The sequence below is a fragment of the Bradyrhizobium genosp. A genome (assembly GCF_049949275.1).
GTDB lineage: Bacteria > Pseudomonadota > Alphaproteobacteria > Rhizobiales > Xanthobacteraceae > Bradyrhizobium.
Genome location: NZ_CP188196.1, coordinates 2,418,992 through 2,445,654 on the forward strand (window position 1 = coordinate 2,418,992; position 26,663 = coordinate 2,445,654).

A 26,663-nucleotide genomic window follows, 5' to 3' on the forward strand; every position below is an offset into this window, starting at 1 on the left:
TCGGCGCTAACAACACGAGGGGCGATCGGAGCTGATTTCACGTGTTCCCAGGGGCCCTAAAAATGTCCACTTTCGTTTCGAGACAGCGGCGTAGGTTAAGGTCCGTCGCACCGACTGTGAACCAGCCATCAGGCTTTTGATAAAAATCCAGGCCGCGCCCGATCTTGATGACCCAGCCATTGTCGAGGCGCACTTCACGGTCATGCAGATTGGCGTTCAGCTTTACGTCTAAAGCAACGTCATGCTCCAGCAAGCTCTGCTTCAATTCATCGAGCTTATCCCGGACGTCGGCCATGTCGGTTTGCTGGTCGTAGGACGTAATCAAGGTGATGGTTTGAACAGACGACGCGTTGAGCATCGTCTCGCAGAGACGAACAAAATTTGCGATCTGGTGCGGCGCGCGAATGTATGGATCCTCCACGATGATCGACTTAGCGCCTGCCAAATAGGGGCCAAAAATCGTATCGTAAGAATGACCCGTGTCGCCATAGTTTATGGTATAGTGCAGCTCGGCTAGGTCGCTGGGCTGCAGCGACGAATTGACGGTTAAGGTTTCGGCTGACGAGGGCGCCTCAATAGTCTTTTCCACGGTCGATGGTTGGCCTGGCGCCGCTGGGAGTTCACCTGGCTGCACACTTGTCCTGAGGAGACGACGCGCGGGTTCTAACGTCGCCGAAGCGTTCGCGCTTTCAGGACAATGGACGACGATCTCCCGGCCGCCCTTGTCGATGTATGACAGGCCGATCTTCGCGAACTCGTCGTCAGGCTTTCTTTTGTTCATTTGCTCTTTGACGCGGCGCCGGCATTCGATGGCATAGGCCACGTACTCGTCGAATTCAGCATCATCGGGCGAATCCGCCGGATGCAAGATTTTCAGCAGCGCGCAGAGGGTCTTCTTGATGCCCTTCTCGTCGCGCCCTTCCACGGCTGGGCCGAGTTTCAGCCGCTTGCCGACCTCTTCGTAGCGATTGCTGTGCTTGAGTTGATAATGAAACGCCTCCGCAAGGAAATCAGTGATTAGGCCAAACCGTTCTGTGAGAAAGGCGCTGCTGTTCTTTGGCATTTCCCAGCCGGGAAGGTAACAGGCGAAACGGTCCATAACCGCGAGGTCGAACTGGTCGGGGAGCGGCTGGAATAGGTCGTATTCGGTCGAGTTGACGATCTGCTCGACCGACATGTCAATATTGCCGACAAAGGCCATGCTGGCATCGGCAATGACCTCGACACCGCGCGAAAAGCGGCCGTTGGCCATAAAATCCTTCATGATCTGGATCGTGTCGGGATCCTTGACCTTGATGCCGCCGACCTCGTCGAACGCGACCGTGTCCCAGAACCCAACCAGGCCGACCTTGCGCCGAGCGTTGTTGTAAAACAGCACCGACTTGGTCGCCTGGCCGCCGCTGATCAGCGTCGAATAGGGTGAAAACTCGCTGAAGAAATAGGATTTGCCGGTGCCACGGGGGCCAAGCTCAATGAAGTTGAAATTGGGTTCGACCAGTGGGGCCAATCTGGCGATGAAATGCAATTTGACCCGCTTGGTCAGCTTACTCGGCTCCAAGCCGACGGAACGCAGTACCACGTCGACCCACTCGTCGCGGCTAAACGCCTTTTTGGCCTCGCCATAGGAGGCGAAGTCGAAACGGCTGAGCTGGATCGGGCGCAAGTCCTCGACATAAAAGGCGTAGGCGTCGGCGTCGACATCGTTGTGAGCGATGACGACTTCGGCCCAGATGCCGCCTTCAAGCAGACGGTCATTGTCGCGATAGAATTTCTCACCAATGGCGATGCGCTGCGATGCGAAGTTTTCGAGCGACGCCCAATGCCGCTTCTCCTTCTCTACATAGCGCACATGGACCTTGTCGATGAATTTGTGCTTGCCTTTCATCGCGACGCGGGATTGCGCGGCGTTGGCCTCGTCAGGGCGGACGTAATTTTCATGTAAGGTTGCAAGCACCGCCTCCAGGCCGGCCTGGATTTCTGCCGGATTATTGCTCGCGCAATAACGCGCGAGCAGAAATTCCAACACGAAGGTTGGCACATTTGTGCCCTTCTTGATCCGGTGCAGCAGGTCCTTGCGGACGACCTTGCCGTCAAATGCCTGGTTCAGCTTCGCATCGAGAACGTCCTCGACATATTCAGACGGCATAATCGGTCTCCAACTCGATCGCGGCATATTGCGAAAGCGTCACGGGATTTAGCGCCTTCAGCGTGAACTTTCCTTCGAATTCCATCGCCATCTTGATGGTCACCTGCACTCTCTCACCGGGTTTGAGGGTCACGGTTCCCGTCGCGCCGTCCACGTAACCGCCGCGCTTCGCCTCCCCAATGATCTCGCCCTTCTTGCCACAGGCTTCGAGCAAAATTTCGAAGGTTTCGCCTAGCGAAAACATGTTTTCACCCTCGACGGAAAGATCGACGACAGGCAGGCGCGTGGTGACCCGCTTCGCGCCGTTCTTATAGGCGAGGGTAACTTTCGCCGCCGCCATTTGCGGCTGCTTCGCTTGCCTGAGCTTGATCGTAATGACGGGCACAACAGCCTCTTGCAGTGATGCGCCGCCATGGAAATACAGCAGTCCGCGGCGATAGGGTGCCAGGCTGCGCGGGCCCCCGAGTTTTCCGAAATCGCCGCGCAGGCCAACCTTTTCGGCGGGTAGCACGAAATTGCCATTGTCGCCTTCGCCCTCGCCAAGCAAGGCGCGGTCGTGCACGACTAGCCAGGTGCCCGCGGGCTTGGCGCAAACGTCCCCCGCTTCGGCATGGGCATTCAAAACGAAGCCATGGTCGGTGGCGATGACCACGTCGGAAAAGCCTTCGCTCTTCAACTTATTGACCGCAATGCGTATCGATCTCAAGGATTGATGGATGAGATTGAGCGTAGTCAGCGTCCCTGACGGCGTGTTTTCCAAATGCGCGTCAATATCGACGCTGCGCAGCACTAGCAGTTCGACCGTCGATGCCGGCTTGTTTTTCGACCGGACGAAGGTGTCGAGTTGGGCTTCCGCGAACCTGTCGCCGTAGCGGGCGCGCAGCACGTCCATCCGATTGGTTACAGAAGCCAGCTTGGCCCCGTCCAGAGCCACAGCGAAGCCGGCTCCTTCCTTCATTAGCCTTAGGCCGGCCGCGGCACCTGGCAGCAGCGAGGTCATGCCGACCGGCGTCACTGTCGGCAGGAGCGCACAGGCGGCGCGGATTTCAGCCTGTTCGATGTCAGCAAGCTGCCGGTGCAGGGTCACGCCGAGCTCATAGCGAAGTGCGTCCACCATGATATAGGCGACCTTGCGACCGCTTTCCTTCAGCGCAGGCTCGACCATCTTGTCGAACAGATCGCCATTGGACAATTGGCCCTGAATAGGCCAGCCGGTCGCCTCCAATTGCTTGGCGAAAAGCGTCTGAACTCTTTCGGCCAGCTTCGCATAGCGCTTGCGGGCGTGTCCGACGGCGTCCGCCAGCGCGTTGTCATCTGGGATGTAATCACCCACTGCCTGCTCGAACTCGCGTTGCAACCGATCGACGTCTTGAAGCGCGGTCGTATAGTAACCGACCAGAGTCTCAAGGCTGCGGGCGTTTTCGGCAAGTTGGCGCTCGGCGTCGTCGCAAGCCTCGGCAAGCCGGAGGCCAGCATCGACCAGCCCCCATTGCGCCTGGTTTTCGCCCTTGCCAATCCAGACTGAAGCGCCGTGTCGGCTTACGATCTGCTTGGCGCGGTCCATCTCCCCGGCGCAAAGAGCCTTTGCCGCTTCGGCGAGAAAAGTCCGCCCCTCAAACGGGAACGTGTCACGCTTGCCGAGGTCATTGAGGCCAGAACAGACATTGGGCAGGTCGAGTTCGCTTTCGACGCCTTCGGCCCGGGCGATATATTCGCTTCGGCTCATGATATTGCCGCGCAACGTGTCGCACAGATCTTCGACCAAGATCTTGGCTTCAGTCGGCGCCTTGGGAATGTTGGACAAGGTGGGCGGCAGGCCGGAGGGCAGGTCAAAGGCAAATTCGCTGAACAGCAGGTAGCGCCATAGTTCGTCGGCGATGGGCGACAGGGTTTTGCCCTTGGTCATCAGCTTCAGGCCTAATGCCTTGGCCAGCAGCGCCTTGGCCTCGGGCACCCAACCTTCACTGGCTTTCAAAACGTCGGTCTGCTTTTCAGTTGGCACCAACAAAGCGAGGAGGATTTCGCGGGCGGATTCCGCCTGGAGGCAAGTACGCAAGGTTGGCCAGGAGAGACCGCCGCCAACGTTGTCGATCAAGGCGAAGGGCGGCGATGGGTTTTCGCCGAACAGCCGGCGGATTTCAGTGGCGTGGTCGGGCTTAGCCTTCAGGCAAAGGCTCTCATACTCATCGCCATCGCCGTCGGGGAAAACTGCGCCGCAGGCGGAATAGACGGCGTAGGGGTCCTTTTGCCGCTCTTCATCTGTCACGGGGCGTTTGGCGGGAATATAGACTAGGAGCTTTTTTGGCTGTCCGGTGTTTCCCAGACGGGCAAGCGCCAACATTGCGCCTTCACGAGCCGAAATGCTACTAAGGCTGGCGTCGATCAATGTCGTGTCGCCGTCAGCCAGCGATTGGCAGAGGCCGTGGTAGCGGCGATCAGGATCATAAACAGCCAGCACCGAGGCCTTTTGTAGCCGTGGGAGGAAAATCTGGTTGACAATAAAGGCGGCGACGCTCATGCGCCCGCTCCTTTTTTGCCGCGCGACTTAGCGGGCTTCGGCGAGGGTTCCACATAAAACAGTTCGAGATCATGCGCGATAGCAAGCGATTTGTCGGTCTTGCATTTTTCGCGCACGCGCTCGGGCCAATAGCCAAAAGCGAGGTGGGCCCAATCGTAGTCGCCGTTCTCCAATTTGGTCCAAGTTTCCTTCAGCAACTTCTGCCAGGGCCTGTGGCGAAACAGCGGCCACAGCGGCGCGGCGGTGATCTGCACGCCATCGTCATGGCTGGGCCGATAGCTCGGCGCGATCTGCAATAAAGTGTCGCGCAATTCGATCAGTTCCGATTGGAGGAGCTGAAGCGCTTCGAGTTTCCTATCCTCGTCTCGGCTGCGAGCGTTACCCTTGTTGCGCAGGGCGACGGCTTCTTGCTCCACCTGCTTCAATTTGCCATTAGGCCCTTCGAGGAAATCGTTGACAGCGCTGTAGAGCGTTTGGCTGGTTAGGCTGGGGTAATAGAGCCAAAGCGTATAGGCGCCCGATGCCGTCGAAAGCGGCCAGTAGATCGGCGCCTTGCGACCGCTTAAGCTATATTGCTTAAGGTGCGCAGGAAAAAATTCGCGTTTTAGCCACCGGCGAACGTCTGTGGTGATTTCAAGCTTAGCCCTTCTGAGAATATCCTCAATCAGCTGAACGAGATCGTGCGGGTGACCTTGGTCATCCACCAAAATGCCTGAATGAGCGTGGTAGCGCTCTGCGTTATCGAGCAACATGCCTGGGCTTTTGGTCGGAAGTGGGTCGAACGGGTCAGGTTCGGGCGGCGCATCGCGCTCTCCGGTTGCGAGACGCAAATCGAAACGACCGACTGCTACACCCACGCACCACGACAGAACCGACGCAATGCGGTCCTGCGCAGTTTCCTCTGAATCTTCGTCGCCTTCATTTTCTTCAATTTCCTCATGGTCGTCATCATCATCAGACACAAAGGAAGCTTCTTCCTCCTTTGTCTTCAGAATAAGTGCTCGATCTTTTTGGAGCCCATACAGGCGAAATGCTATCTCGTCGATCTTTGCTTGCAACTGCTCAAAATCGCTGTCTTGCGGAAATGACCCCCGGCTCGGTATCCGCGGTAAGAGAGAGATAGGAAGCAAGAATTGATGGCTTGTCTCCTTATCCTCAAAACGTCTTCGACCGAGCAAGATCGATTCCTTCATTACTTCCGCTAGTTCCTGGGACGTCCCCAAAAAATCAACTGGGACCGGAACCTTGGATAAAACGCTGTTATCAAACTGCGGATGCGCAAATCTACCCAGCATCGATTTGGTCAGATAATCAAAAGGTGATGAAGAAAGCAGGCCACCCATTGCGAGCAGATCGCCTTCCGGGCCGTAGATGCCACTGCCGCGAATGCTTATCACCGATCCTCTGGGCAGTGGGGAAACAGAAAGCTTGCTCAGGCGTCTTGGATAAGTGAAGCCAGCTCTGCCATACAGTTCAACGTTGCGAAGGTTGCGAGACCAATGACCTCCGCCGTAGAGCGCTCCATTGAATGCTTTCAGCTCAATGCCATCTTTCTTCCAATTCACTACCAGACCAAGGTCAGTGAAGAACGGGGAGTAACGCCCTCCCTTGGCAAACGGCGGCCATCCATCGTTGCTACGAACCGGCTCCCACCATGCTCGGACAAACCGAAAGTCATTCGAGGTTTGCATGCCGGCCCGAGCTATGCGTCCATCACTTTCGAATGGGGGCAATTGCTTGAAGGCTTTGATAATGCCCGGAGGTAACCAATAAGCGAATGGTGTGCCGGGAATAGCCTTGAGATCATCAACACTAAATCTAAAAATATCCTTCGCATCGGAGCCTTCGCGGAAATGACGAATGCAGTCCAACAGCATAGTGGACTTGTCGCTTGCAGACAGTGCTCGTATGGCAATCGTCATGCGATCTTCCTAATAACGTAAGCCGCAGCCTCGACCATTGCCTCATCCATTACTCCATGACCTAGATCAGCAATGCATTCTAATTCAGAATTGACGTTGATTATATTCTCGCGCCATGACTGATAACGTCCAACAAAAAGACAAGTACGAGACGTAATCGCTCCAATTCTGCCCTCTATGGTCAAGAATCTAAGTCCTTTTTCTACAAAGGCTGTTAGTACGTCAGCTTTCGAGTGTGGATACGTTGTCGAAAGATACTTTGCAGTTCCCTTGCTTGGCTTTCCAAATGGTGGATTCATTACGATAACATCGAAGCGCGCACGGCAGACGTCGATCATTCGCAGGCCCCCCAGAGCATCCTCGACGAACAACCCTCCCTGGTAGCTGGCGCGGGCGGCGTGGCCGAAATCGACCAGAGCTTGTTGCAGTCGCGCCTCGGCCTTTTCCCACTGCGCTTCATCTTGCTGCCGAAACATCCCACCGTGGTCACCAAAAACCTGCTTGACGAGGCGAGGGATTTCGTTCTCGACCTGCAACAGGACGCCAAGCTCAGGCAATCCCTTGAGCACGAACAACGCCTTTTCGAACAATTCCGCATCCAGCGGATCGAGTGTCTCCATGAAAGTTTGGCGCAGCTCGAATTCGGCCGGAGGCGCCACCGCCGCCACCACATGGCCGCGCCCAATCGCGGGCCGGTCCGGCGCTTTAACGCCGGCCTCGTGCCACGCGCGCTGCGCCCGGAGCCACAGCGCCAGCGAGGCAATCTGCGCTGCGCGCGGGTCGATGTCGACGCCATAGATATTGTGCTCGATGATCAGCCGGGGCGCGTCGCGTAACAAGGCGTCTTCATCCGCGTAGGTCTGGCCAAGCGGTTTCCAATCGGACATTCCGTCCGTCTCGACATCCAAACTGCCGGGACCATGCAGCTGTTCCCAGGCCCAGGCCTCGCGATAAAGGTCCATGAAGAGATCGAAGGCGTAAAGGCCGAAATGCATGGAGCCGCAGGCAGGATCGAGCAACTTGATCGTGCGTGGATCGCGTAAGCGCCGGGCGAGTTCAGGTCTCTCATCCGGTTTGATCAGAAGATATTTGCAGGTGTCCCGCAGGCTCGTCTGACCGCCTGTCCAATCGAACCACAGCCGGCCCAATGTATTGTCTACTAGAAACTCCACCACATAGCGCGGCGTGAAAAATTGGTTGCGCACCGCCAGTTCGCGGCTGTTTCGCGGTGCCTGCGAGGCCTCGCGCATTGCCTTGCGCTCTTCACCGCTGTTGAAATATTGATAGATCCAGCCGATGGTTTCGTCCTCGCCCCAAAGCGGCGCGATGTCTTGGGCGTTGATCAGGTCGAGCAGTGGCAACAGCGCGGGCTCGCGCGGAAACAGCCGCCCATTTGGGAAATGCCGATCGAACAAAATCGGTAAGTCGGTGCAGTAGATATCGCAAAGACTTAACAGGAACACCCTATAGGCGTCGCCGGTTTCGCCCAACGCCGTCCCGGCGACGCGCTGGTACAACTGAAAGGCTTGCGACTGATAGCCCCTGCCGACGCATTCCCTGACCAGACCGCGCGCCTCCATCATGCGCAAGGCCGCCAGACGGTTCAGCGTTGTGAACGCCTGTTCGCGCACCATGCGGTCGAGCGTCGCTTTGCGCGCCTGCGACCCGTCGCTCATGGCTGCGGGCAAGTAGTGATCAAATATCTCGCGCAGCAGGCGCGCCGTTGCCATGCGCTGATCGTCGAGATGGGACAAGCTTTCCAAGGGCGACACAGTCCCGGACTCGGGATCGAGGCCAAAATCCTCCTGGAACTGCGTGGCGAACTCGTCGGTTAGGACTAAGCGGGCTTTCGTCACGAAGGTTTGAAGCCGCCCCCGCGTCGCGTCGTCGAACGCCACGGCTCAGTTCTCCTGCACGACAAAATCAAGGTCGATGTCCAACAATTCGCGCCGCAGATCCGACAAGGTGCGAATCAGCGCGTCAAGTTCGGCAGGGGTGCCGATACGCGCAGGAATCGTGATCGTTTTTTTTCGCTTTTCCTGCACACCTTGTACAGGCGTGTTCGAAGAGTTGGGAAAGAGAACTTGCTGACGGCGCGCCTTACCCTCTTGGACAACTTTAGCCTTGGTTTCGGCGATGGTGCCCTCGATGTCGAATTGCCGCGCTACCAATTTTTGGACACCGACAATGTCGGGCATGACCTCGACCGACAAAGCCTGGATCTTGGCAAGAGTGCCCGCCTTTTCTTCGACAGTGAACTCAGACCACTCAGGAATCAATGCCAGCTCGGATTCGGCAGCCAAGAGACGTTCGGCTTGTGCCGCGTGCATTGCGGTAACGGCCTCGGCGACCCGCGCTTCTATCGTCGTCTTTCGCGTATTAAGGTCCGCCTTGCGCTTGAAGAAGTCGTCTTGAGCCAAAATATCGGCCACAGCGACCAGATCTTCACCCGCAGCGTCGCGCAATTCCTTTGGAGCACCTGTATAGGGCAATTCATCGATGCCACGCTGAAGACTCCGCAAAGTCTTGACGGTGCCGGCAATGCCATGGTCGAAAGCCAGCTTGGCGGCAATTGCCCATTTCAGTGCGTCATAAAGCGGCGATTGCTCCGCGCCAAAACGCTGCGGCGCGTCAGACGCGTCGGACAGCAGCATATCGGCCATTTGCTGGTTGGCCGAGCGAACGGTCTCGACGCCGGGCAATCCCAGGGTCTGCAGCCTTTCCGCCAGAGGCGCCAGTTGATGCTGCAACGAGGGTAAAAGCTTTTGAGCGGCTTTGCCGATATCCTCTTCTAGCGGCACGACCTGGTCTCCAGAGAGATCGGTCAAACGTTCTGCCGCGCGGCTCAAGACTTCCATCGAAGGCCGATCATCGCGCATGGCGACGCCAGTCAATTTGAAGCTATTGTTATTTTTCAGGGCGTCGATGGCCTGTTGGCCTGTGACGGTGACCTCGCGACCGGAGACTTTCAGCTTCACTTCACCAGCGACGAGCAAGGCGGCAACCATGTAGCGGATTGTGTCTTGCGACCAGCCGAAAGGCGCGCCGGAAAACACATCCAGCAGCTTCTTGCCCTCGACGGTGCCATTCAGCTCGATGAAATCCTTGATGCTGACAAGACCTTTATGGTCGGTCTTGATACTGGGCGAGCCTCCACTGACTTGTACGAGCCCAAGCGGGTCGAGGGCGGAGGAGATCGCGCGCAGGTTCGGCGCCCGCAGGAATTTCTCAGCGAGATCAGTCGCGGCGCGCTCGGCCGCCTCGGGGTAGCGGTCAAACACCCGCTCGGCAGCTTCTGCGAGGTGTTTTTTGCAAGCGGTCGCGAGCGATTGATCGAGGCTGGCAACCGCCGTCACTTTGCCTCGGAACACGAGGGAGCCCTGAGTGAGGCTGCGCGCGATTTTCTTGATGAGCTCAGAATTAAGACGCGAGGCGCGATCCATCTGGCTTTGACAATATTCCTTTACCTCCTGATCGGGGTCATTCCTGTGCAGTTCGACGATCCGCTCGCAGCGGCAGATTTCCGCGACCAAATCATCGGCTTCGACGGAGCGGCGGCCAAGCACATAGATACTGTTTTCCGACGACCTATGGATGGATTCATTGTTGAGCCGGGTTTTTTCCGTCTCGTAATCCGTCGGATCGGCGAAGGTCAGAATAGATTGGACGGTTTCCCGCTCACCCGCGAGCGAGACCTGTTGGCCTGCGTTCAGGTGCTTCAGCCCTGTCGTCACAGTCAAAGAACCATGGAGCCGAACGCTAGGCAGCGGATCGAAGACAGCCTTCAAGGCTTCATTGAAAACTCGCCGGATGTCCGCCGTGCGGGGTGCGAGCTGGGAGCGCTCCTGCTCCACATCATTGAGCTTTTCGCTGAAAAAGCGCAGCCAGCCGTCTTTCTCGCCCAAAGGAACGATTGGATCCTTGAGCAACCGGTCGATGGCTCCCTTGACATTGTCCGCAATGGAAGCCGATGCGATCCCTGGCTGCATGAGAGCCGCCACATTCTCGACGGTGACCGGCAAGTTTCCTAGAATTTGAAGGACTGCTACAGTTTTGGCGACGCCTTGGCACAGCTCATCGTCGTTGAACCGGTAGAGAACCGCCTTCTCGACGGCATGGAAGATCGATGGAAAGGCGCGGCGGATGTCTTTGTCTAGAGCGTCGTAGAGCGTCACAGTAGTCGCGAGCCACCCGACTTCGCGATCTGCGACCGGCTTCAGAGAACCCGCGCCTTCTACGAGGATGTCCTGAATCACCTTGATCGCCGAACGTAGACCGATACCGCCGGTCGATTTGGCAAGGGCGCCTAGCAAATGAAGCAGAATGTCGAAATGGGCAGGTAGAAAAGGGTAGAGGTTGGTAAACGTCTCGCGGTCGAAGCCGGCATCATAGAATTTAGCGTCCGACAGCTTGGTGTGCTGGCGCAAGGCTTGCCCGTGGCGATCAAACAGCGCGCCGAGCTCTGTAGCTCCGACAGCGGATTTACCCAACAGGCGACGAAAGCAGATCTCTTTGATGTCGCTGGATTCAAGCGCGACCGTGATCGGAAAGCGATCCTTCAGCTTGTAGAGTTCTGGAGAATTGATCGCTGCCCTTGGGTCATCTTCAGTCAATGTCTGCTGTGCGGTGCCGACAATCCAAACCTTGCCATTCCCGAGATCTTTCAGGTTCTGCGCTAAACCCTGGAGATCAAGAATCTTGGTCTGCTGGCTGCCGACATATTGGCCGATTTCGTCGATGATGAAGATGATGTGCTCTTTGCCTGAGGCTTCGCGCACCACGTCGATCATTTCCTGCACACGGTTGTTCATCAGGTAAACGATGTCGGTGCTGGCGGTCGAAAAGGCCTGATCGGTCAAGAACAGGTTCGGATAGAGTTTGTGGGCAAGCCTTGGAACCACGCTGTCAACAACAAGATCGTCATTCCGATAATCGGCCCATTTTTCGCCGGTCTCGTTCTGAAACGCCTGCTCGAACTCAGTGTAGCGGCCTTCCTTGCGAAGCCGCCGCTCGAGCGCCGCGACTTTGATATTCCGGGAATAGCCGGCGTACTGCAGGACCTTGTGGTAAAGAACCGTCGAAACCTCAGCGAGCGAGGCACCAGCGATCTGCTCGCTTGCCAAGTCGAGCATGACAACGGCAGCCGGAAAGCTGGCCGCCAGTTTCGAGAGCAAGGCCTTGGTGGTTGGTCGATGGAGCCTGTCCTGCAGATGACGAAGGAATGGCTTGCCGTCGATGGTGACTCGTTGGTCGAAGGCGAGACCCAGGTATTTGGTGAAGGAGCTCTTGCCCGAGCCATAGAAGCCCGAAACCCAAACGCCGACTTCGTGGCTGGAGCCGGCCTCCATTGCAGCCTGCATCTTCTCCAGCAGCTGCTCCAATTGCTGTTCGATGCTGTCTGTCGCGATATATTCAGAAATTTCGGCCTTCAGCCTCTGCTCTTGCGAAGCCTGATAGGTGATGACCTTCTCGATTGTCCGCTGGATGTTCTTGCCGGGGTCGAACAGGTTACGAATTTGGGTCATGATGCCTTCTTATTTTCTAAAGTGATCAGCCGCCGACGTGCACAGAGCGATAATTGCCGTCTTCAGGATAAAAGCCGAGGAACCTCAGGCGCGTTTTTCCTGTTCGGGTGCCTGGGTAAAAGAAGACAGTGGGGACATGGAATTTACCTTGGAGCTGCGCTTCGATTGCGCCGATGCGCATGTACGGATGCAGCGCCTCAAGGTCGGTCACCAGCATGATCGTTGAGGATCTGCCTTCCAGAGCAGAAAGCCGCTCCTCTAGCCGGGATTGAAGCCGTCCTTGAGCGGTCAGCGCATTTGCCAGCGAGGCATTTGTTCGTTCCCACGCGAGCGGAGCTTTTCGGTCGGCCTCCATCCAAACTTTGCGGAGGGGGGCATTCTGAAGAATGTCTGCGATTTGCTCTGCAATGGAAAAAGTCTCGACCTGCCAGCCCGCGTTGGTCAATTTCGACTTCCATGCGGGCATGAGACGTTTCGCCTCAAGCAATTCGCGTGGCGGAAAGACCAGATAGAAAATTGGCTCAAAACTGGCGTGTGCGAACTCGCGCCCGGTTTCGATCCGTCGGATCAGCTCGTCGAAGTCAGCCTTTAATGATGCCATCGGCAAGCTCCTCCATTGACTTCAGCTTCCAGGACACCTGTATGAGGCCTCCGGCCGACTGTACGATCAGCTCCCCGCGCAGGGAAAGCCGCTTCAGCTCGCCAAGAACGTCGTCTGCCTCAAGCCCAAAGAGCTCCCAGTCAGGGCTGTGCAAAAGCGCGTTGTCGCCCAGCCCACGAAAATGCAGGTCGTGCGCGAGAATCGACGCCACGTTTGGCGTGATGCGGAAGGCCAAGATCGGCCTGGCGCCGGATTTCATGACGCCAAGCAGACCAAAATCCACGCATGCCCCAAGCAGGTAGCTTGCGACTCGGGTGACAGTCGTCTCCGACCAGGGGCTGGTCGTCCGCCCATCGGAAACAGCCGAGGAGACGAACTGCAAGGAGTCATTCTTCGACACCGAGATTCCGCCGCTTGCATAGCGCGGCCAGTAAACCTGTCGTACAAATTCGGCGAGGATCGGGTTCGCACGGCAGGTGAACAAGAAACAGAGCGACCGGAAGTCGTCCCGGGAAAGGGCTGTTGAGACCGCCTTTAGAAGCTTGGCTGGCGCGCCGCCATCCACGAGGTATCGGGAGCGAAACGCTTCCGTCACGATGTTCTGCAAACGCCTCGCAGTGACTCCTGGGAAATCACCAGATGCGAGCGCTGCCTTGAACAGGTCCTGCCCACCCATTCCAGGCTCCCAGGCAGCCAGCAGTTTCAAGGTCTCAGGCACGAGCCCAAGGCCAGCCTGGAGCTGCGTCGTAAACTTTAGCGTGTCCGTCATCGGTCGCTTGGAAAATACGGAAAGCATTGGACACCAGCGCCGAACCCGGCGAAATACAAGGACGCTGCCTCAGAGACCCATCCGGCAGTTTCGATTGCCTCAGGCAAAGCCATGAGTGCCGGGCCGGACTTCGCGGCAACTGTTTTGGTAACGAAGCTCTGTAGCGTCGCCTTGGCGGATTCTGGTGATGATATCGTCTTAGCCAGATCGGAGCTCCCCAACTGGACTGATTCGAATAGACGCTGCTCCATGCTCTCGGGAAGGCGGAAGAGGTGGAAGACGAGGCCGACGCCGATCCGTTCATCATGGACTCGTCTGGCGGCCTCAAGGACACCGTGGTAACGAGCCTGAAAAGTATTGCCCCCGAATACAGGAGCAAGAAATGAAGTGCTCGTTGGGGATAGGAATGCCGAGGTCCACCATCCAGCGGCGTCCCGCTCGCCAAGCATTCCGACTGCCAACCTCAGTGCGGCGATTCGCTTGACCCCATGCTCGCCCTGCTCTGAAGTTTTGCCGTTCATCGTTTCCCCTCTGAGCTGTGTCGACCGAGCTGGACAATCTCAAGTAACTGCCGTTCGCGCAATGACAAGCAATGGCGCCGACGAATCACACAGCGACAGTAAGCTCAATTTTGCACCGCGATCGTCGGCAGAGACGAGAGGACATTGAGCCGTTGGCTTCAACAGCTCATCTTTTGAGGCCAGGCTTTAGCACGTGGTCCTGGTACCTCTGCAACCCTCCGTTCGGAGCAACGCAATTCACCATCCGAGCTTCCGACGTTCTGCCAATCGTCAAAAGATTGCAGGCGTCAGCAACAAGGTATTTTGATACCTAAAGCACGCGGGTGCAACGGTGTGAGAAGAGAAATTTGTACTTTTCTGTAGCATAAGAGAGCATCTTGTAATTGCTTCAATTTGCTCGGTTTTGCTTCAAACGATAGGAGGAGCTCGGTCCGTAAAATACGGATATGGCGACCGATCCTAAATCCTGGGCTGAAACATTCGCTGCCCAATTGAAAGTTGACGGAGAGCGTGTTCCGTTCGAGCGGGTTCTCGCTCGTCACCTCGACGAAATCTCAAGAATACGTTCTACGTCAGGTCTGACGTGGCGGAGCCTAGCATCTCTCCTCATTCGCGCCGGAGCTCGTCGGGCAGATGGCAGTCCGATCTCTGCGGACCAGTTGCGGGTCGGCTATGCTCGGCTCGTCAGCCATGCGGCAAAGGCCGCCGCCGACTTGCCGCCCACGGGCACCTCTCAGATCACCAGGCAACGAGGCAGCGCAAAGCCGCGACCCGCGTCGGTGGCCAAGCTTCCGACGTCGCCACCGCCTCCCGCCGCAATCCCCACAGCTGTGGTCAAAATTCTGCCGAAGCCTCAGTCGCCTTCGATCGCTTACGAAGACGTTTCTGACGACGAAATCGCGCTGGCGCTCTCGCGCCTCAGTAAATTGTCCCCAAAAAAGTGAAGAAGGAATTGCATGCCGCCGTTTGAAGATCTGAGATTACTTCCACCGTATGAGGAGATCGACGCTGTGCCCGATCAGGATCCGCCGGATGATGAGGTCGAGCCAGTTGAACCGGAGATATTTCCAGCGGATCCGCGCTATTGCGTCACTGTGTTCTATGATCCCGAAGTCATTAGGGACGATGCCGCATTCCATGAACTGCGAATTCGCATGGAGCAGGAGTACGGCGGTCGCGAAATCAACATGCGCAAACTCGACAAAGACTCGCTCGACTATGAGCGGTTGTCGCCCTTTCCGGAGAGCGAAGCCCGCTTTCTGCGACAAGGCTACGTCGCCAACGTTGAGGGACGAATATTCGATCAGGGTGGCATCAGTCAGTCCCGGTACGCCAAGCGCAACGTGGCGGCCCTTACGGTCAACGCCATGATGATGGCGACTTTCTTGAACAAGCAACCCATCGGCGGTCTCAACCGGCGTTTAAACGCGAAGGCGCGTTGGCGGGAGGTTTGGAAGGCGATGGCCCCCGTCATGGGAAAACTGACGCTTCACCAGGATGAGCGAGACGCGCGCGTTAGGGCGGAGGTGGAAGCACCCGAAAATGCAGCCGTGGATATCGAGCCTCAAATCTTCCCGCTTGTCGAGCATGAAGGGCTTCTTCTCGGCACGCAGGCGTTTCGAGTCGCGCGTGCTATTCACTGGGCTTATGAGATGACGCCTCTGTCGGCTTGGTACGCAGGACAGAGGGACTACGAATGCGACGCTCTCTTTGGTCTCCATCCCACCGAAATCAAGAATCAGATCAAATTCGAGGCAGCAAACGTCCGACACTTGTTCCGACCGCAGCTGCTGGACGCCGAAGCGCACCCCGCGGAGGTCACGCCGGCAATGATCGCGACCTGGTATGGTCAAGCTATCGCTGGCATCCGGAAAGTCTGCTGGCTCGTCACCGCACAGGAAGACCCTTCATTGGCATCCCATTCATTGCATCGGGAAGAAGCAGTCCACGGCTTCGCGCTTGGTGCCCCCGACCGTCTTCCGGGGAGTGGACGGTCGTGGGATGACCTCATTGTCGATCGGACGAATGAGCTCGTGGCCAGGCTCATCGGGCCGGTGGTTCCCGGCCAAGTCATGACCCACACGGTATCTTGGGATCAAGAAGTTCTGGCGGGGCTAATAGGGGCAACATACGACTCCCATGACGAACCTGGCGAGAGCCCATATTCTAATCCCGACATCTTCACGGCGTCGCTGGCGCGTTGGATCGGTCGGCTCAAGCGGACGCGCGCCGCCACTATAGACGCCTGGACCGCCGACAGCATCCTCTCGTTCTGGCGGCGCTCCCAAGAATATGAACCGCTGCTACTCAGCCAATTTCCGCAAGCGACATGGCGGCGGCTAGTCGAGATCTGCGAAGCCATGGAAGCCGACCGCGATATGCCAGAGGTTGAGGTGACCTACGCTTGGACCCAAGATCGGGTTCAACCGTTCAAGTGTGAAGAGCGAGAAAACATGCTAGCGCTCGAGGGCCCCTTGCTCTGCTTTCCGACTCTGCAGGCGGAATATTGGCAAGAAAAGGCCGACATCATCACGGACCTTGAAGGTTTCGAACTTGCGTGAATGGTGGGCCGTGGCGGCCTCAAAAGCGGCCATGGCCATCACTCTCTCAGGACGCTATTTCGTAGCGCCTTCTGCTGGCTTACCTGCCTGCCGCATGTAGCGTGTCCATTCTGCAGGGACAAAGCCTTCGCCGACCTTATTCCAGACCGTCAGCGGCCAATCGAGCCGGTTAGCGGCGCCGGCATAATGGACGATGGCGCGGACGTACTCCTTGCCGTCGTCGCCCTCGAACACGCCGAAGTCCCGGTTCAGTTGCGTGGACGTCACGACGGGCACGTGGGCCTCTTTCATGACGTATCGGCGCTTGTCATCTTTTTCCGGATGCTTGTTCGGTGCCGACCAAATTATGTCCCGGGATCCGATCGTCTTCTCGGCGAGCTCGGCGCTGGGACCTGCGGTGAGGCGGCCGTAGATCTTGATCTGAAACAGATCCAGCAGCAGACTCGCTTCTTTTGAGTAAAGCTCGTCGAGCTGCTGCTGCGACTGCAGCGCGGCCAGGCAGACGAGACCCTTCTCGCGGCCGACGGACAGCGCCTTGGCGAGACCCTCGACACGCCCCAATGAGTACATCTCATCAAGGACCAAGCTTACGCGCCTGTTGGCATCGATTGCGACGGATGCATCGGAGAGCGCCTTGCAGACGCGGCGCAAGATGCCGCCGCAGACTGCCGTCGACATCTCTTCGAAATTCGGAGAAGTTTGAACGATGACGATCTTCGATTGGCTGTTGGTATCGCTGAGCCACGCCTTCACAGAAAAACGCTTCTCTGGAGGCAGATGTGTCCAGGCGTAGGCCATCGGTCGCAATGCATAGACCGCCGCCGACAACAGCGTTGACATGATGCTTTGCACGGTCTTGTCGACCCCATTGTCGTCGTCGCCGTTGCCCAGCAAGGGACTAGCACTCAGATCGATTGAGGCGATCCGATCCCTCAGATTCTGGGGCTTGCTCAGCAGCGTGAGCAACAGCTCACCTGGTCCCCACTCGGTTCCCAGCTCATGCGCCATCGCGCTGATCGTGTCGGCGAGGACAAGGCGTGCGGAGTCCGACCAAAATGGCTGATCCGAGGCCGGGATAACGTCCTTTGCGAACTCTGCTGCTGCGGCCGGGCCATCAATATCGGCGGCGACATGCCAGGCCCAACCATCGCGATGGGACGGAGAGATCAGAATGACATCGTTGAGATCAAAGCATTGCGTGACGTCGCCCTTATTGCAGTGAAGGATGACTTTGTCGCCGCGACGGATCATCTGGTGCGCGAAAGAGCGGACGATATTGGACTTGCCATGGCCGGACGCCGCAACGACGAGCAGGTTACGCGTCTCCAGTCGGAACGGAAGATTCAGGAATGGCGCAATCCAAATGCCTCTCGAAGCGAAGCGGCCGGCCTCCATCTGGAACTGCGTGCGCAGCTTCAGGCGCGCATTCTCATCGTAGTAAATTCGCGGATCAGAGGGGTTGGGCGTCAGGAAGGACTCGACCAAAGGCGCCTGTTCCCAGGCATCATAGCCCGCGTACGCACCCGCCATCAAACTGATGACAATTGCCGTGATGAGATATGGCCATCGTGCGCGAAGCAGCTCCCATAGGGGGAGGTGTTTGAACATCTCTTCGCCGTTGTGAATCCAGGTGGAGACCGACAGCGTTTCCGTGATGGTCGGCACAGTCATTAAAGCAATGACACATGGCACCAACGCCAAGAGAAGCGCCATCACGCCGGTGAAAACCGCCGGCGCTTTGGCGCGCTGCAGTTCGAGACCAGACTTCAGCGTAGGTAGACCAGACATGGAATATTCCTATCGGAACTGATGGCGCGAGAGAGGTCGATCAAGACCAGATGCGCGGGATGGCAATCGCGAGCAGCAAAAGGCTCATGGCGACGATCATGCCGCGGAAAATTGCGCGGGTTGCAATCGACCAGCGATTGCGCTCTTGGTGCATCCAGTCCTTTTCCGTCGTGACTACCGGCGCGACTCGACGCGGCCGCTCCGCCGGCCTTGATCCCGTAGTTGCGTCGAGATGATGTGTCTTGAGCGCGGACGATGATGGCTCCGCCTTGGCAACGACAGCCGCGGACGTCGGCATGATGCGTTCCCGCAACGTCCTGGCGAAGTACTCCGCGCCCTTGGGACCCCACTTGCGCAGGCGAACCGGATCGACGGCAATACCGGACGTCACCGCCTTCTCAACGGCTTCGTGGATTTGCCGCTGGATCTCGTCGCTTCCCTCCCGAATGATCACTCGGAGCGGCGGGATCAGGATCGGCTTTCGAGCCGATCCTTTGATGTCCAGAGGCATAGTCATTACGCACCGCCTTTCGGTAGCACGATCAGCTTCGAGAGCGCGGCATGCATAGCCCTGAAGTAGATCGCAACAGCACGGCGCGCGAGTTTGAGGTCGCCCACTTCCATGTTGAGGCGTTTGGCGCCTTCCTTGGGATCCATTGCCAGCGCTTTCAAAAACCGCAGACCGGCGTTTTCGAATGGCTCCCAAAAGTCCGGGAGGATCGCGGGCATCGTGATGCAGGTCACGCCCGCCAGCAGCGGCTTCAGATCCTTTTCGAACTGATGCCGTGCCGGCCCCGTGGTCTTCAGCGCCTGAAGCGAACCGCGATCCAGCAAGTTTTCGACCAGGACCAGGCGTGCGCTCGGCACTGCCGACCGAAAGCGTCGGATGGTCTCGGCCGCCGACGCGATGGCATCGGTCTCCGCCTGCACCAGGACGAAAACTACCATCGGCAGTTGCCACGTGATGAGATCTTCGTCGATCTCGACATCCGCAAGAAAATTCGCGGCATTTTCGACCTCGTCAGCACCGATATCGAAGAGCACCGACTTGGTGCTCTGGGTCGCCTCGCTGCAGGCCGTGTAGAACGGCGTGAAGGCCTTCCGCACCAGGGAGGGATCGCCCATCACCAGGTCCGGATTCGGCCTGAGGTCTACGACCTTGGCGCCGATCAGCGAACTAAGCCTCTTCTTATCGTCAGCCTGAAACACGCTGTAAGAATAACCGTTCAGCGTCATCAGGTCCGCGATGGTCGCCATCAGGAACGTCTTGCCGGTCCCGCCCTTTTTAGAAGCGGTGGTCAGCGCTACGGGCGGAGGCAGGGGGAAGGTCTTGGTCATGGGAGCAACCTCTCATTGGGCCGGCGCCATTCGCCGACGTGATCTGAGAAATGCTCGTTTTTCCGCTTGGAATTTTAGAGGTTAAATACCGTAAAAGGCGGTATTTAGTTACCTCTTCGAGATCGAGGGGGTCGACGTTACGTTGAGCCAGAGTCCCGTGGCCGTACGAGAGATGCGGTGTTGTGGCGCGGGAATTCTTTACGGTCGCCTCGGGGAATGCCGCACTGCTGACGATAACAATTAACGCGTTCGTTCGGCGTTGCCCCTGGTGTTCTCAGCAACTCGGTGCGTGTTGCGGCTGCCATGGTGTTCGAAAGCCAGAGTTGATGTCTTCAAATTGGCTCGCGCAATGCTGCGCGCCATAAACGAGAGTCTCTCTTCCTCGCTTGTTTCCAGTGTTTTTGACCCGAGATCCTGCGTCGCCTTCATTTGAGCTCCCAACAAATCTGTATCGTAAAAAATCGATGTATTTCCCCTCGATCGGCTCATGGCGACAAGGCTATCGTGACGATCAAATCCGGCATCGAGTACGACCGTCGCGGTCTCAGCCGTGAGGCCTTGCGAGCTGTAGGCGGTCGACGCGATATTGTGGCTCATTCGAATTCGACCGGTCTTATCGTGAAGTTGCTTGGTCGAAAACGAAACGCGCTTCTGGTCGATCATTGCCGTGATAGCAAGGTGACCGCCGTCAACTTCACGAACGTTCTCGATCCGGCCAACGGTGCCGTTAATGACCCCGTCGCCGATGGCATCTTGGCGGACACCGAAACGAATGCTATCGCCAACTGCAAGTGACAGCGTGAATGCTCGGCCGGAAGAATCGCTCGCCGCGATCGTGTAATCCGGCCCGACCAGAGAACTCTCTGCTCTCATTCGTCTGCGAACTTCCACGTTCAGAGCGCGAACGACTTTGTTCGATTTTGCGATGAGCAGGTGGGGGTGCGCGGGATTGTCCCGCTTGGCCGCCATGTATTGATCGACCGCGGCCGTGATCGTGGCCTTTGCCCCTGTGCAGCCGTGAAGCAAGCCATTTTCGGAGTAAGCCGCCAGGCCTGCTGCGGCATCTCCCTTCGCAAACGCCATGGCGGCCAGTTGCGCCCATTGCTCACGCTGGCGCACGATCTTCTCCATCCGGGTCGGCGCGAGCGCGGAAGTGAGAATTTTAAGCGCCGCCCCAGCGGAGATCGGTTGCAGCTGCTGGCGATCGCCCACAAGTACAACTTTAGATTGTGCATCTCTCGCGGCGAGTAAAAGCTGCTTCATGGTCCGCGAACCAATCTGACCACACTCGTCAATCAGCAGCAGAGTGTCCTTATCGAGCAATTGCTGACCCGCGTTAATTCGAGCCAGCAAGCTATCGATTGCGAGGGCCGTTACGCCCAAATCCTCTTGAAGCATCCTTGCCGTGCGCCACGCCATGGCTCCAGCAAGTATTTTCTTTCCCTCATAGCCATCTTTGATTAATTTCATGGCCACTGTTTTTCCCACGCCTGGACTGCCCTCGATTATGACCAGAGATTCCGTTCCGGTCGCCGCGTGCACTGCAATTCGCTGCTCATCCGACAAGCCGCGGCGCCGGCATTCTCTCTCGATGTAGTCGCGATCCGCGCTCGACCAGCGCCGTGCTCCCTGCATTTGCGCGATGGTGAGAAGATTGCGTTCGATTGCAATCAACTCGGGTGTCGAGTAGAGGCCGTGGCCGTAGATATCGTGGCTCAGCGGGACAATCTGCTGAGAGGTGATTAGGCGATCAACTTCGGCATTAGCGCGGTCGAGTCCAACTCCCGTTCCGACGAGAGCGCTCGCGACTGCGGCCAGCAACGTGCGGCGCTCGAATACGGATTCGTGCTCCGTGAGCGAGCGGGGGAGCTGCGCCAAACGCTGGGCAATCAGTTGTTCGGGAACTTGTTCATGTTGCCGGTCATGTCGTCGCAGACGATGAGCGAACGTAGGAACGTCGACGCCTTGAGCAGCTGCGCGCTCGGCCCATTGCTCGAAACGATCTTGATTGGAATCGGCTTTTGATAGGCGCGTCGCACGAGCGACCGCAGCAGCAAGTGATCGAGCTTCTCCTGTAACCAAGTCGTACTCCGCGAGCCTATCTTCAATGGTGTTGCGGCGCGACGAGAAATAGCGCGTCGTTGCTTCGTCTACAGCAGGGCCGCCGGTGGGACTTATCAGTTCGAAGATTCCGTTCCTGCCGGTAACCTCGACGCTAAAGCCAAGTCGCTTCAACCCGGATGAGAGAGATAAGTGATACACACTTCCTGCGAGCATGGCGTGTGCGTACAAAGCGCGCCCGTCTAAGGCTCCAAAGGAGACCTTTTCGTTGGGCGCGTCGCGAGGACGCTCAGAAACGTTAGCGACACAGAGATGCGTATGGAGGGCCATGTCAGCAAACACCCGACCATCAGAGTGTGCCGAAGGTCGAGCTTCTCCGTGCTGAAAAGCTGCCACGACCAACGAGGCCTTCTCGATGATGGCCCCGGCCTTCCCACGGCGTGTGAAGGCTGCCTCGTTGTCTAGGACGGCCAACACAGCGCGGCTTGCTTCGAGCTGTACTTGTTCAATAGCGGCGCGCGTCGTTGAATCTGCTAGAGCGTAGAGGATCGACACAGATTTTGGCGCGCTGAGGGTAATGTCGTAGCCGGACACGCGGTCGTTTCTGCCGCCGTCGTTTGTCAGCAGCGCCTTGCCATCACTTCCGAGGCCCTCATGCAGCTTCTCAAATAGCTCGGCGTCGACCTGATCGCCTGCGGTAATTCCAAGCGCAGATGATGTGCTGAGCCATATGCCGGCGGGTTCGCGTCCCGATAGGTAATATTCGGCTTGGCGCAGATAATATCGCGCCGAGGTTCCTTTTGCGATGCTCGCGACCACGGACGTCCCCCTGAGAGGAGGCCGTTTTGGGGGCGATCGGAGCGTGGAATTTTAGAGGTTAAATCGAGAAGGGTTTGACCTCTAAAATTCAGGGTTCGGGTCCGCCGTAAGAGGGAGAGGCGCCACGATGTCGAAACTCTAGGTGAGCTCGGCGGGAGGGCGCGAGATCCACCCACCTTAGAAGGAAATGACTATGGACCCTGTTGCTTTGCTCTCCTTGCTCTGCGGGCGGCCGGATCTCGCCGATCAGTTGATCGGTGGGACCATTGCCTCGGTGCGGCACCAGCCGCCCGCCACGAACGGCACGCCGATCCCGGTCAAGGTCGCGATCATCGACGGCAACCAGTTTGCTGTGGCGCCGCTCTTCGTCGACATCGAGGACCCGGCGGCGGCCCAGGAAACCTATCGCCTCTTCAAGTGCGGGGCGCTGACCCTGGTGGAGAGCGACGCTGATGGCAGCCCCGCCATGATGGGGATCGTGGATGGCCACCGCCGCCTCTCGATCACCGTCGATCCGGCCGGCGACAGGCTGCGGGTGACGTTCGTCCGCGGTGGCGATATCACCTAGAGGACGGCCGGCGCGGTCTCCACTGGCCGCGCCGGCGCCCATTAGAATGCTCTTGCTAGATGCTTCACACGACTGCTACACAGTGGTGTGCTGCAACGAAAAACAAAGTGATTTCAGTTACTTTTGAGATTTTCGCGGAGAGGTGAGTACCCTCCCGCCCCAGCCAGCGTCAACATCCTGAATTTTCAACTGAAATGGCTTTGTTCTCATGCGCGTTTTTGGGCGCATTTGGAAATTCGTTTGGCCCGTCATTTGGAAATTCTGTGCTGGATTCGTTTTCCTCGATCCATGACAGGAATTGCGATGCAGCGTTGGTTGCGCGATGCGGCGCATGACGCGCGCAAAATCTGATCAGTGCGCGTGCAATCGCAATCGCAACCGCGAGCTGCAGTGGTTGCCTCGGCTGTGGTTACGATGCGTTCTGGCGAACCACGCCGTCGCCGCCAGGCTGAGCTCGAACAACAGCTGCATCGGTGTCTTGTTGTTCGAACTGCTTCTGCGCCAAGAGGTGCGCATGCCGCTTGCGGGTCGCAGCCAACGCTCGCTGCATTGTTTCCTTGGCGTAGCCGCGATAGGCCTGTGCGGTCTTGTGCCCGGAAAGCGCACGACCCTGGCCGTCCGTCAGTTCGGCTTCCTCCAGCTCGGTCATGCCGCCGTGCCGACATGCGTCAAGCGTGAACAGCACTGACATGCCATCGATCTTCTTGCGCATCTGCTGCACAACCTTTTCCATGCCCGGGTAAGACCAGACTTTCGCTTCACCCTTATGCCCCCCTCGCTCGATCCGGCGCATGATCATGGGAACACCGAGCTTCGCGAGATGGCTTAGGAATTCCTCCGCTTCGGCATAGAACTTGATGATCTCGCGATCGACAACTTCTTCGAGCGGATGCCAAACCAACGTCTTGTGGTGTTCGATCCGCACCGCATGTGGCCAATTCTTGCTTCGATAGTCCGGCCAGGTCAAAAATCCGGCCACTACGTTCTCCGGCCGTTGCAGCCACTCAAAGCAAATGACCGCGACAGCCGCCGGCTCAGGCCGGCCGAGCTTTATACAACCCCAGGCAAATCTGTAGACTTCGTCGCGGGTGACCTGACGATCATCAATTTCAGAGATACGAGCGCCTTCTAATTCGGCGGGCGCCTGACTACTCGGCCGCACGTCGATCGAATTGCCATGGATCGCCGATCTGTCCGGCTTACGGCTTGACGTAGGTCCAGCCCTTCTCCTGCAACTCCATCACGCGCACGACGCCCGACTTGACGACCTCCGCCTGCCGCACAATCGGGATGTCCTTGCTTTCGGCCTTCTGCATCTTCTCCTGGGTGTTGCCGCAGGCCTTGAACGAAACCTCGGGCGTGCTCAGGGCCATCTCCTCGATACGCGCCTTTACCGGCGAGGTGTCGTCACGCAACATGTGCAGGCCGGGCCCAAACGTGACGACCTCGATCTTCACCTTCTCGCCAGCGTCCTTGTAGTATTGGGCAACGTTCATTGCGTTGTTGAGCGCGAGATTCATCGCCGCTGGGTCATTGGTGTTCACCTGCAGGATCAATCGATGTTCTTTCTTCTTCGTTGCAGTGGGATCCTCCATACGGGCAAGCGCGGATCGCATCTGCGGCGCCGTCGTTGGCTTCGCTATGTGGTGTCTCGCAGGGCTTGCCTTATGCGCGACGGGCGGCCCTTCCGCCGGCGTCCAATATTTTCTACCTTGCTCCGCGGCCGCGAATGACGCGGAAACCAGAACGGCGATCGCTCCCACCGCGACCGTCGCGGCAATACGATGAAACCCGATCATTATGCGCCTCCATCGAAGACAATCATTTTCACACCATCAACGGTTGGGTGTTGCGATGGCGCGCGGCCATTTGCACGCCGCGGCCATCTTCGCGCGCGCCGCGTCCAGCCCGGCGAGGGAGAACGTCCCGTCATGGGCAGTCCCGCCTCGAGGCGAGAGAAGGACGAGGAGCTCCCCATGATCCGGAAGCGACTGCAGCAAGCGGACAACATCCCCCGCGAACGCGATGCCGGGACCGAATGCCGGCACGGCGGCTGCGACCTGCACCGCCGGATTATCGTTGACACGATAAGAGATTGCATCATCCCCACCTCCGTGGGAAATGTCGGGTCCCGCGAGCACAAGCTCCGTCCGACCACCGCGACAGCGAATCGATAGCTGCATCGCCGACTCGCCGGTCCCGCTGCGTGATGATGTCGTGGCGGTCGCGATCGGCGAGTAGTCTACGGGCGACGTCGTCTGGCTGACGATCCACTCGTCTTCGGGCGTCAGGCCACGCTGAGGCGCGATGACACGCGTCAATTTATCCAGACACCCTAGGCGCTCGGCGCGTTCCTTCTGAAGGCAGGAACGGAGCTGCGTCATTGGATCCTGAGCAAACGCAATGCCGCCTGTAGCCCCGAGTGCAAGAAGAAGCAGGGTTGCGGCGCGTTTCATTGCGATGCGTGTGTTGTGCGGGGCTGACGATCAAGCCACGCCTGCGCCGCAGGGACGCGCGTGAGACCCGGAACTGTCGCAGCGAGGTTGATGGATTTCCACTTCGGATCGAAGCCGGGCGCCTGCAACCTGTCGATCCGGGAGAACAGGTGGTCGACGAAGCGCGCGACGCGCTCAGAGCGGTTCGATTTGGCCGGCCAATTGAAGGCGACCAGAGCGGTCGGCACAGCGATCGTCGAAACCCGTTCGCCCTGCTTGATCAGATTGGGATAGTCGGTCGCGTCGAGAGAGGCGGGAAGATAGTAGTCCTCGAACTTGCTCTCGTACGGAACAGGCAGGAACTTGAAGCCTGGCTCCCACCGGCCCTTCACGAAAGCATCCACCGGCTTCGATGTAATGAAGACAACGGCTGCCATCTCGCCTTTGCGCATCTGCTCAAGCGCGACCTGGTGCGGAATGAACGTTTTCTCCACCTCGATATTGAGGCGGCTGAAGATCAGGGGCCCCGAATAGGCCGCAGCGGTGCCCTGGGTGTTGAAGTTGACCTTCTTGCCGGCGAGGTCGTTCAAGCTCCGAATCTCCGGTCGAACGAAGATCTGCAGTTCGGACGGGAACAGATTCAGGACGTACGCAATTCGTCGCTGGATGTCCGGCACCTGGCTCTTGTATTCCTCGAGCGCGTCGGAATTGATGATCGCCGCGTCGATGCCGCGCAGATAGAGCAGGGAATTCAGGTTCTCCGTGGCCCCGCGTGTGACGACCGGCACAACATGCAGGTTGTCTCCATCGTCGACCACGCGCGCGATCTCCGCCGCGAGACGGATCGGCGCTCCCTCGATGAGACCTCCGGCCAGGCCGACAGTCCAGGCGTTCATGGAAATCACTTCCGGCTTTGGCTGCGGCGGCACGGACCGAACCCGGTGAGCCTTATGGGGCCGCAAATCCAGTGACTGCGCATCCGCCCAAGGCTGAATGGCCAGGAGCAACGGTGCGAACGCCGCGAGCAAGAGCAGCCGACGCCATCCTGTAAACCTTTTCATCGACCCGCTCCTCTACACATGCTGCATCCG

General features: G+C 58.0%; 18 protein-coding genes. 2 read left to right on the plus strand and 16 right to left on the minus strand.

The features are described 5' to 3' along the window. Positions 1-37: 37 nt before the first annotated feature. From brxL to ACP2YP_RS11380, 8 genes are read right to left on the minus strand one after another with little or no spacing between them, the layout of a single operon-like run. Positions 38-2,146, minus strand: coding sequence for a BREX system Lon protease-like protein BrxL (brxL, locus tag ACP2YP_RS11345; protein ID WP_426424204.1), 2,109 nt, complete (start codon positions 2,144-2,146; stop codon positions 38-40). Then, entirely contained in the window at positions 2,136-4,664 is a 2,529-nt protein-coding gene (locus ACP2YP_RS11350; protein ID WP_426424205.1) for a PglZ domain-containing protein, read from the minus strand. The genes brxL and ACP2YP_RS11350 overlap by 11 nt, the downstream gene beginning before the upstream one ends. Beyond that, complete coding sequence (locus tag ACP2YP_RS11355) at positions 4,661-6,586, minus strand: hypothetical protein (protein ID WP_426424206.1); 1,926 nt, start codon at positions 6,584-6,586, stop codon at positions 4,661-4,663. Before ACP2YP_RS11355 ends, ACP2YP_RS11350 begins: the two co-directional genes overlap by 4 nt. Further along, positions 6,583-8,484, minus strand: coding sequence for an Eco57I restriction-modification methylase domain-containing protein (locus ACP2YP_RS11360; protein ID WP_426424207.1), 1,902 nt, complete (start codon positions 8,482-8,484; stop codon positions 6,583-6,585). The genes ACP2YP_RS11355 and ACP2YP_RS11360 overlap by 4 nt, the downstream gene beginning before the upstream one ends. Before the next feature lie 3 nt (positions 8,485-8,487). Further along, positions 8,488-12,111: a BREX system P-loop protein BrxC gene (gene brxC, locus ACP2YP_RS11365; protein ID WP_426424208.1), complete on the minus strand. Its 3,624-nt coding sequence runs from the start codon at positions 12,109-12,111 to the stop codon at positions 8,488-8,490. A gap of 25 nt (positions 12,112-12,136) precedes the next feature. After that, complete coding sequence (locus ACP2YP_RS11370) at positions 12,137-12,712, minus strand: BREX protein BrxB domain-containing protein (protein WP_426424209.1); 576 nt, start codon at positions 12,710-12,712, stop codon at positions 12,137-12,139. Next, complete coding sequence (locus ACP2YP_RS11375) at positions 12,693-13,508, minus strand: BrxA family protein (protein ID WP_426424210.1); 816 nt, start codon at positions 13,506-13,508, stop codon at positions 12,693-12,695. Before ACP2YP_RS11375 ends, ACP2YP_RS11370 begins: the two co-directional genes overlap by 20 nt. Further along, positions 13,478-14,002, minus strand: coding sequence for a BrxE family protein (locus ACP2YP_RS11380; protein WP_426424211.1), 525 nt, complete (start codon positions 14,000-14,002; stop codon positions 13,478-13,480). Before ACP2YP_RS11380 ends, ACP2YP_RS11375 begins: the two co-directional genes overlap by 31 nt. Positions 14,003-14,958: 956 nt before the next feature. Between ACP2YP_RS11380 and ACP2YP_RS11385 the strand changes: the two genes are divergently transcribed. Next, positions 14,959-16,563: a hypothetical protein gene (locus ACP2YP_RS11385; RefSeq protein ID WP_426424212.1), complete on the plus strand. Its 1,605-nt coding sequence runs from the start codon at positions 14,959-14,961 to the stop codon at positions 16,561-16,563. Between the two features lie 54 nt (positions 16,564-16,617). On the opposite strand, the gene ACP2YP_RS11390 is transcribed toward ACP2YP_RS11385, so the two are convergent. From ACP2YP_RS11390 to mobF, 4 genes are all read right to left on the minus strand, one after another. Further along, complete coding sequence (locus ACP2YP_RS11390; RefSeq protein WP_426424213.1) at positions 16,618-18,351, minus strand: type IV secretion system DNA-binding domain-containing protein; 1,734 nt, start codon at positions 18,349-18,351, stop codon at positions 16,618-16,620. A gap of 40 nt (positions 18,352-18,391) precedes the next feature. Next, the gene (locus ACP2YP_RS11395) at positions 18,392-18,868 is read right to left on the minus strand and encodes a hypothetical protein (protein WP_426424214.1); all 477 of its coding nucleotides are present in this window, start codon (positions 18,866-18,868) and stop codon (positions 18,392-18,394) included. Beyond that, positions 18,868-19,689, minus strand: a complete 822-nt coding sequence (locus ACP2YP_RS11400; protein WP_426424215.1) for a hypothetical protein — start codon at positions 19,687-19,689, stop codon at positions 18,868-18,870. Before ACP2YP_RS11400 ends, ACP2YP_RS11395 begins: the two co-directional genes overlap by 1 nt. Before the next feature lie 240 nt (positions 19,690-19,929). Next, entirely contained in the window at positions 19,930-22,569 is a 2,640-nt protein-coding gene (gene mobF, locus ACP2YP_RS11405; RefSeq protein WP_426424216.1) for a MobF family relaxase, read from the minus strand. A gap of 193 nt (positions 22,570-22,762) precedes the next feature. On the opposite strand from mobF, the gene ACP2YP_RS11410 reads away from it, so the two are divergent. Further along, on the plus strand, positions 22,763-23,137 hold the full coding sequence (locus ACP2YP_RS11410; protein ID WP_426424217.1) for a hypothetical protein: 375 nt from the start codon (positions 22,763-22,765) through the stop codon (positions 23,135-23,137). Positions 23,138-23,546: 409 nt separating this feature from the next. On the opposite strand, the gene ACP2YP_RS11415 is transcribed toward ACP2YP_RS11410, so the two are convergent. The 4 genes from ACP2YP_RS11415 to ACP2YP_RS11430 form a co-directional block, all read right to left on the minus strand. Further along, entirely contained in the window at positions 23,547-24,116 is a 570-nt protein-coding gene (locus tag ACP2YP_RS11415; RefSeq protein ID WP_426424218.1) for a hypothetical protein, read from the minus strand. Positions 24,117-24,336: 220 nt separating this feature from the next. Next, positions 24,337-24,936 carry a hypothetical protein gene (locus ACP2YP_RS11420; RefSeq protein ID WP_426424219.1) on the minus strand — a complete coding sequence of 200 codons (600 nt, stop codon included), beginning with the start codon at positions 24,934-24,936 and terminating at the stop codon, positions 24,337-24,339. A 36-nt stretch (positions 24,937-24,972) separates the two neighbouring features. Continuing rightward, complete coding sequence (locus tag ACP2YP_RS11425; RefSeq protein WP_426424220.1) at positions 24,973-25,593, minus strand: hypothetical protein; 621 nt, start codon at positions 25,591-25,593, stop codon at positions 24,973-24,975. Beyond that, positions 25,590-26,633 carry a TAXI family TRAP transporter solute-binding subunit gene (locus ACP2YP_RS11430; protein WP_426424221.1) on the minus strand — a complete coding sequence of 348 codons (1,044 nt, stop codon included), beginning with the start codon at positions 26,631-26,633 and terminating at the stop codon, positions 25,590-25,592. Before ACP2YP_RS11430 ends, ACP2YP_RS11425 begins: the two co-directional genes overlap by 4 nt. Positions 26,634-26,663 lie beyond the last annotated feature (30 nt).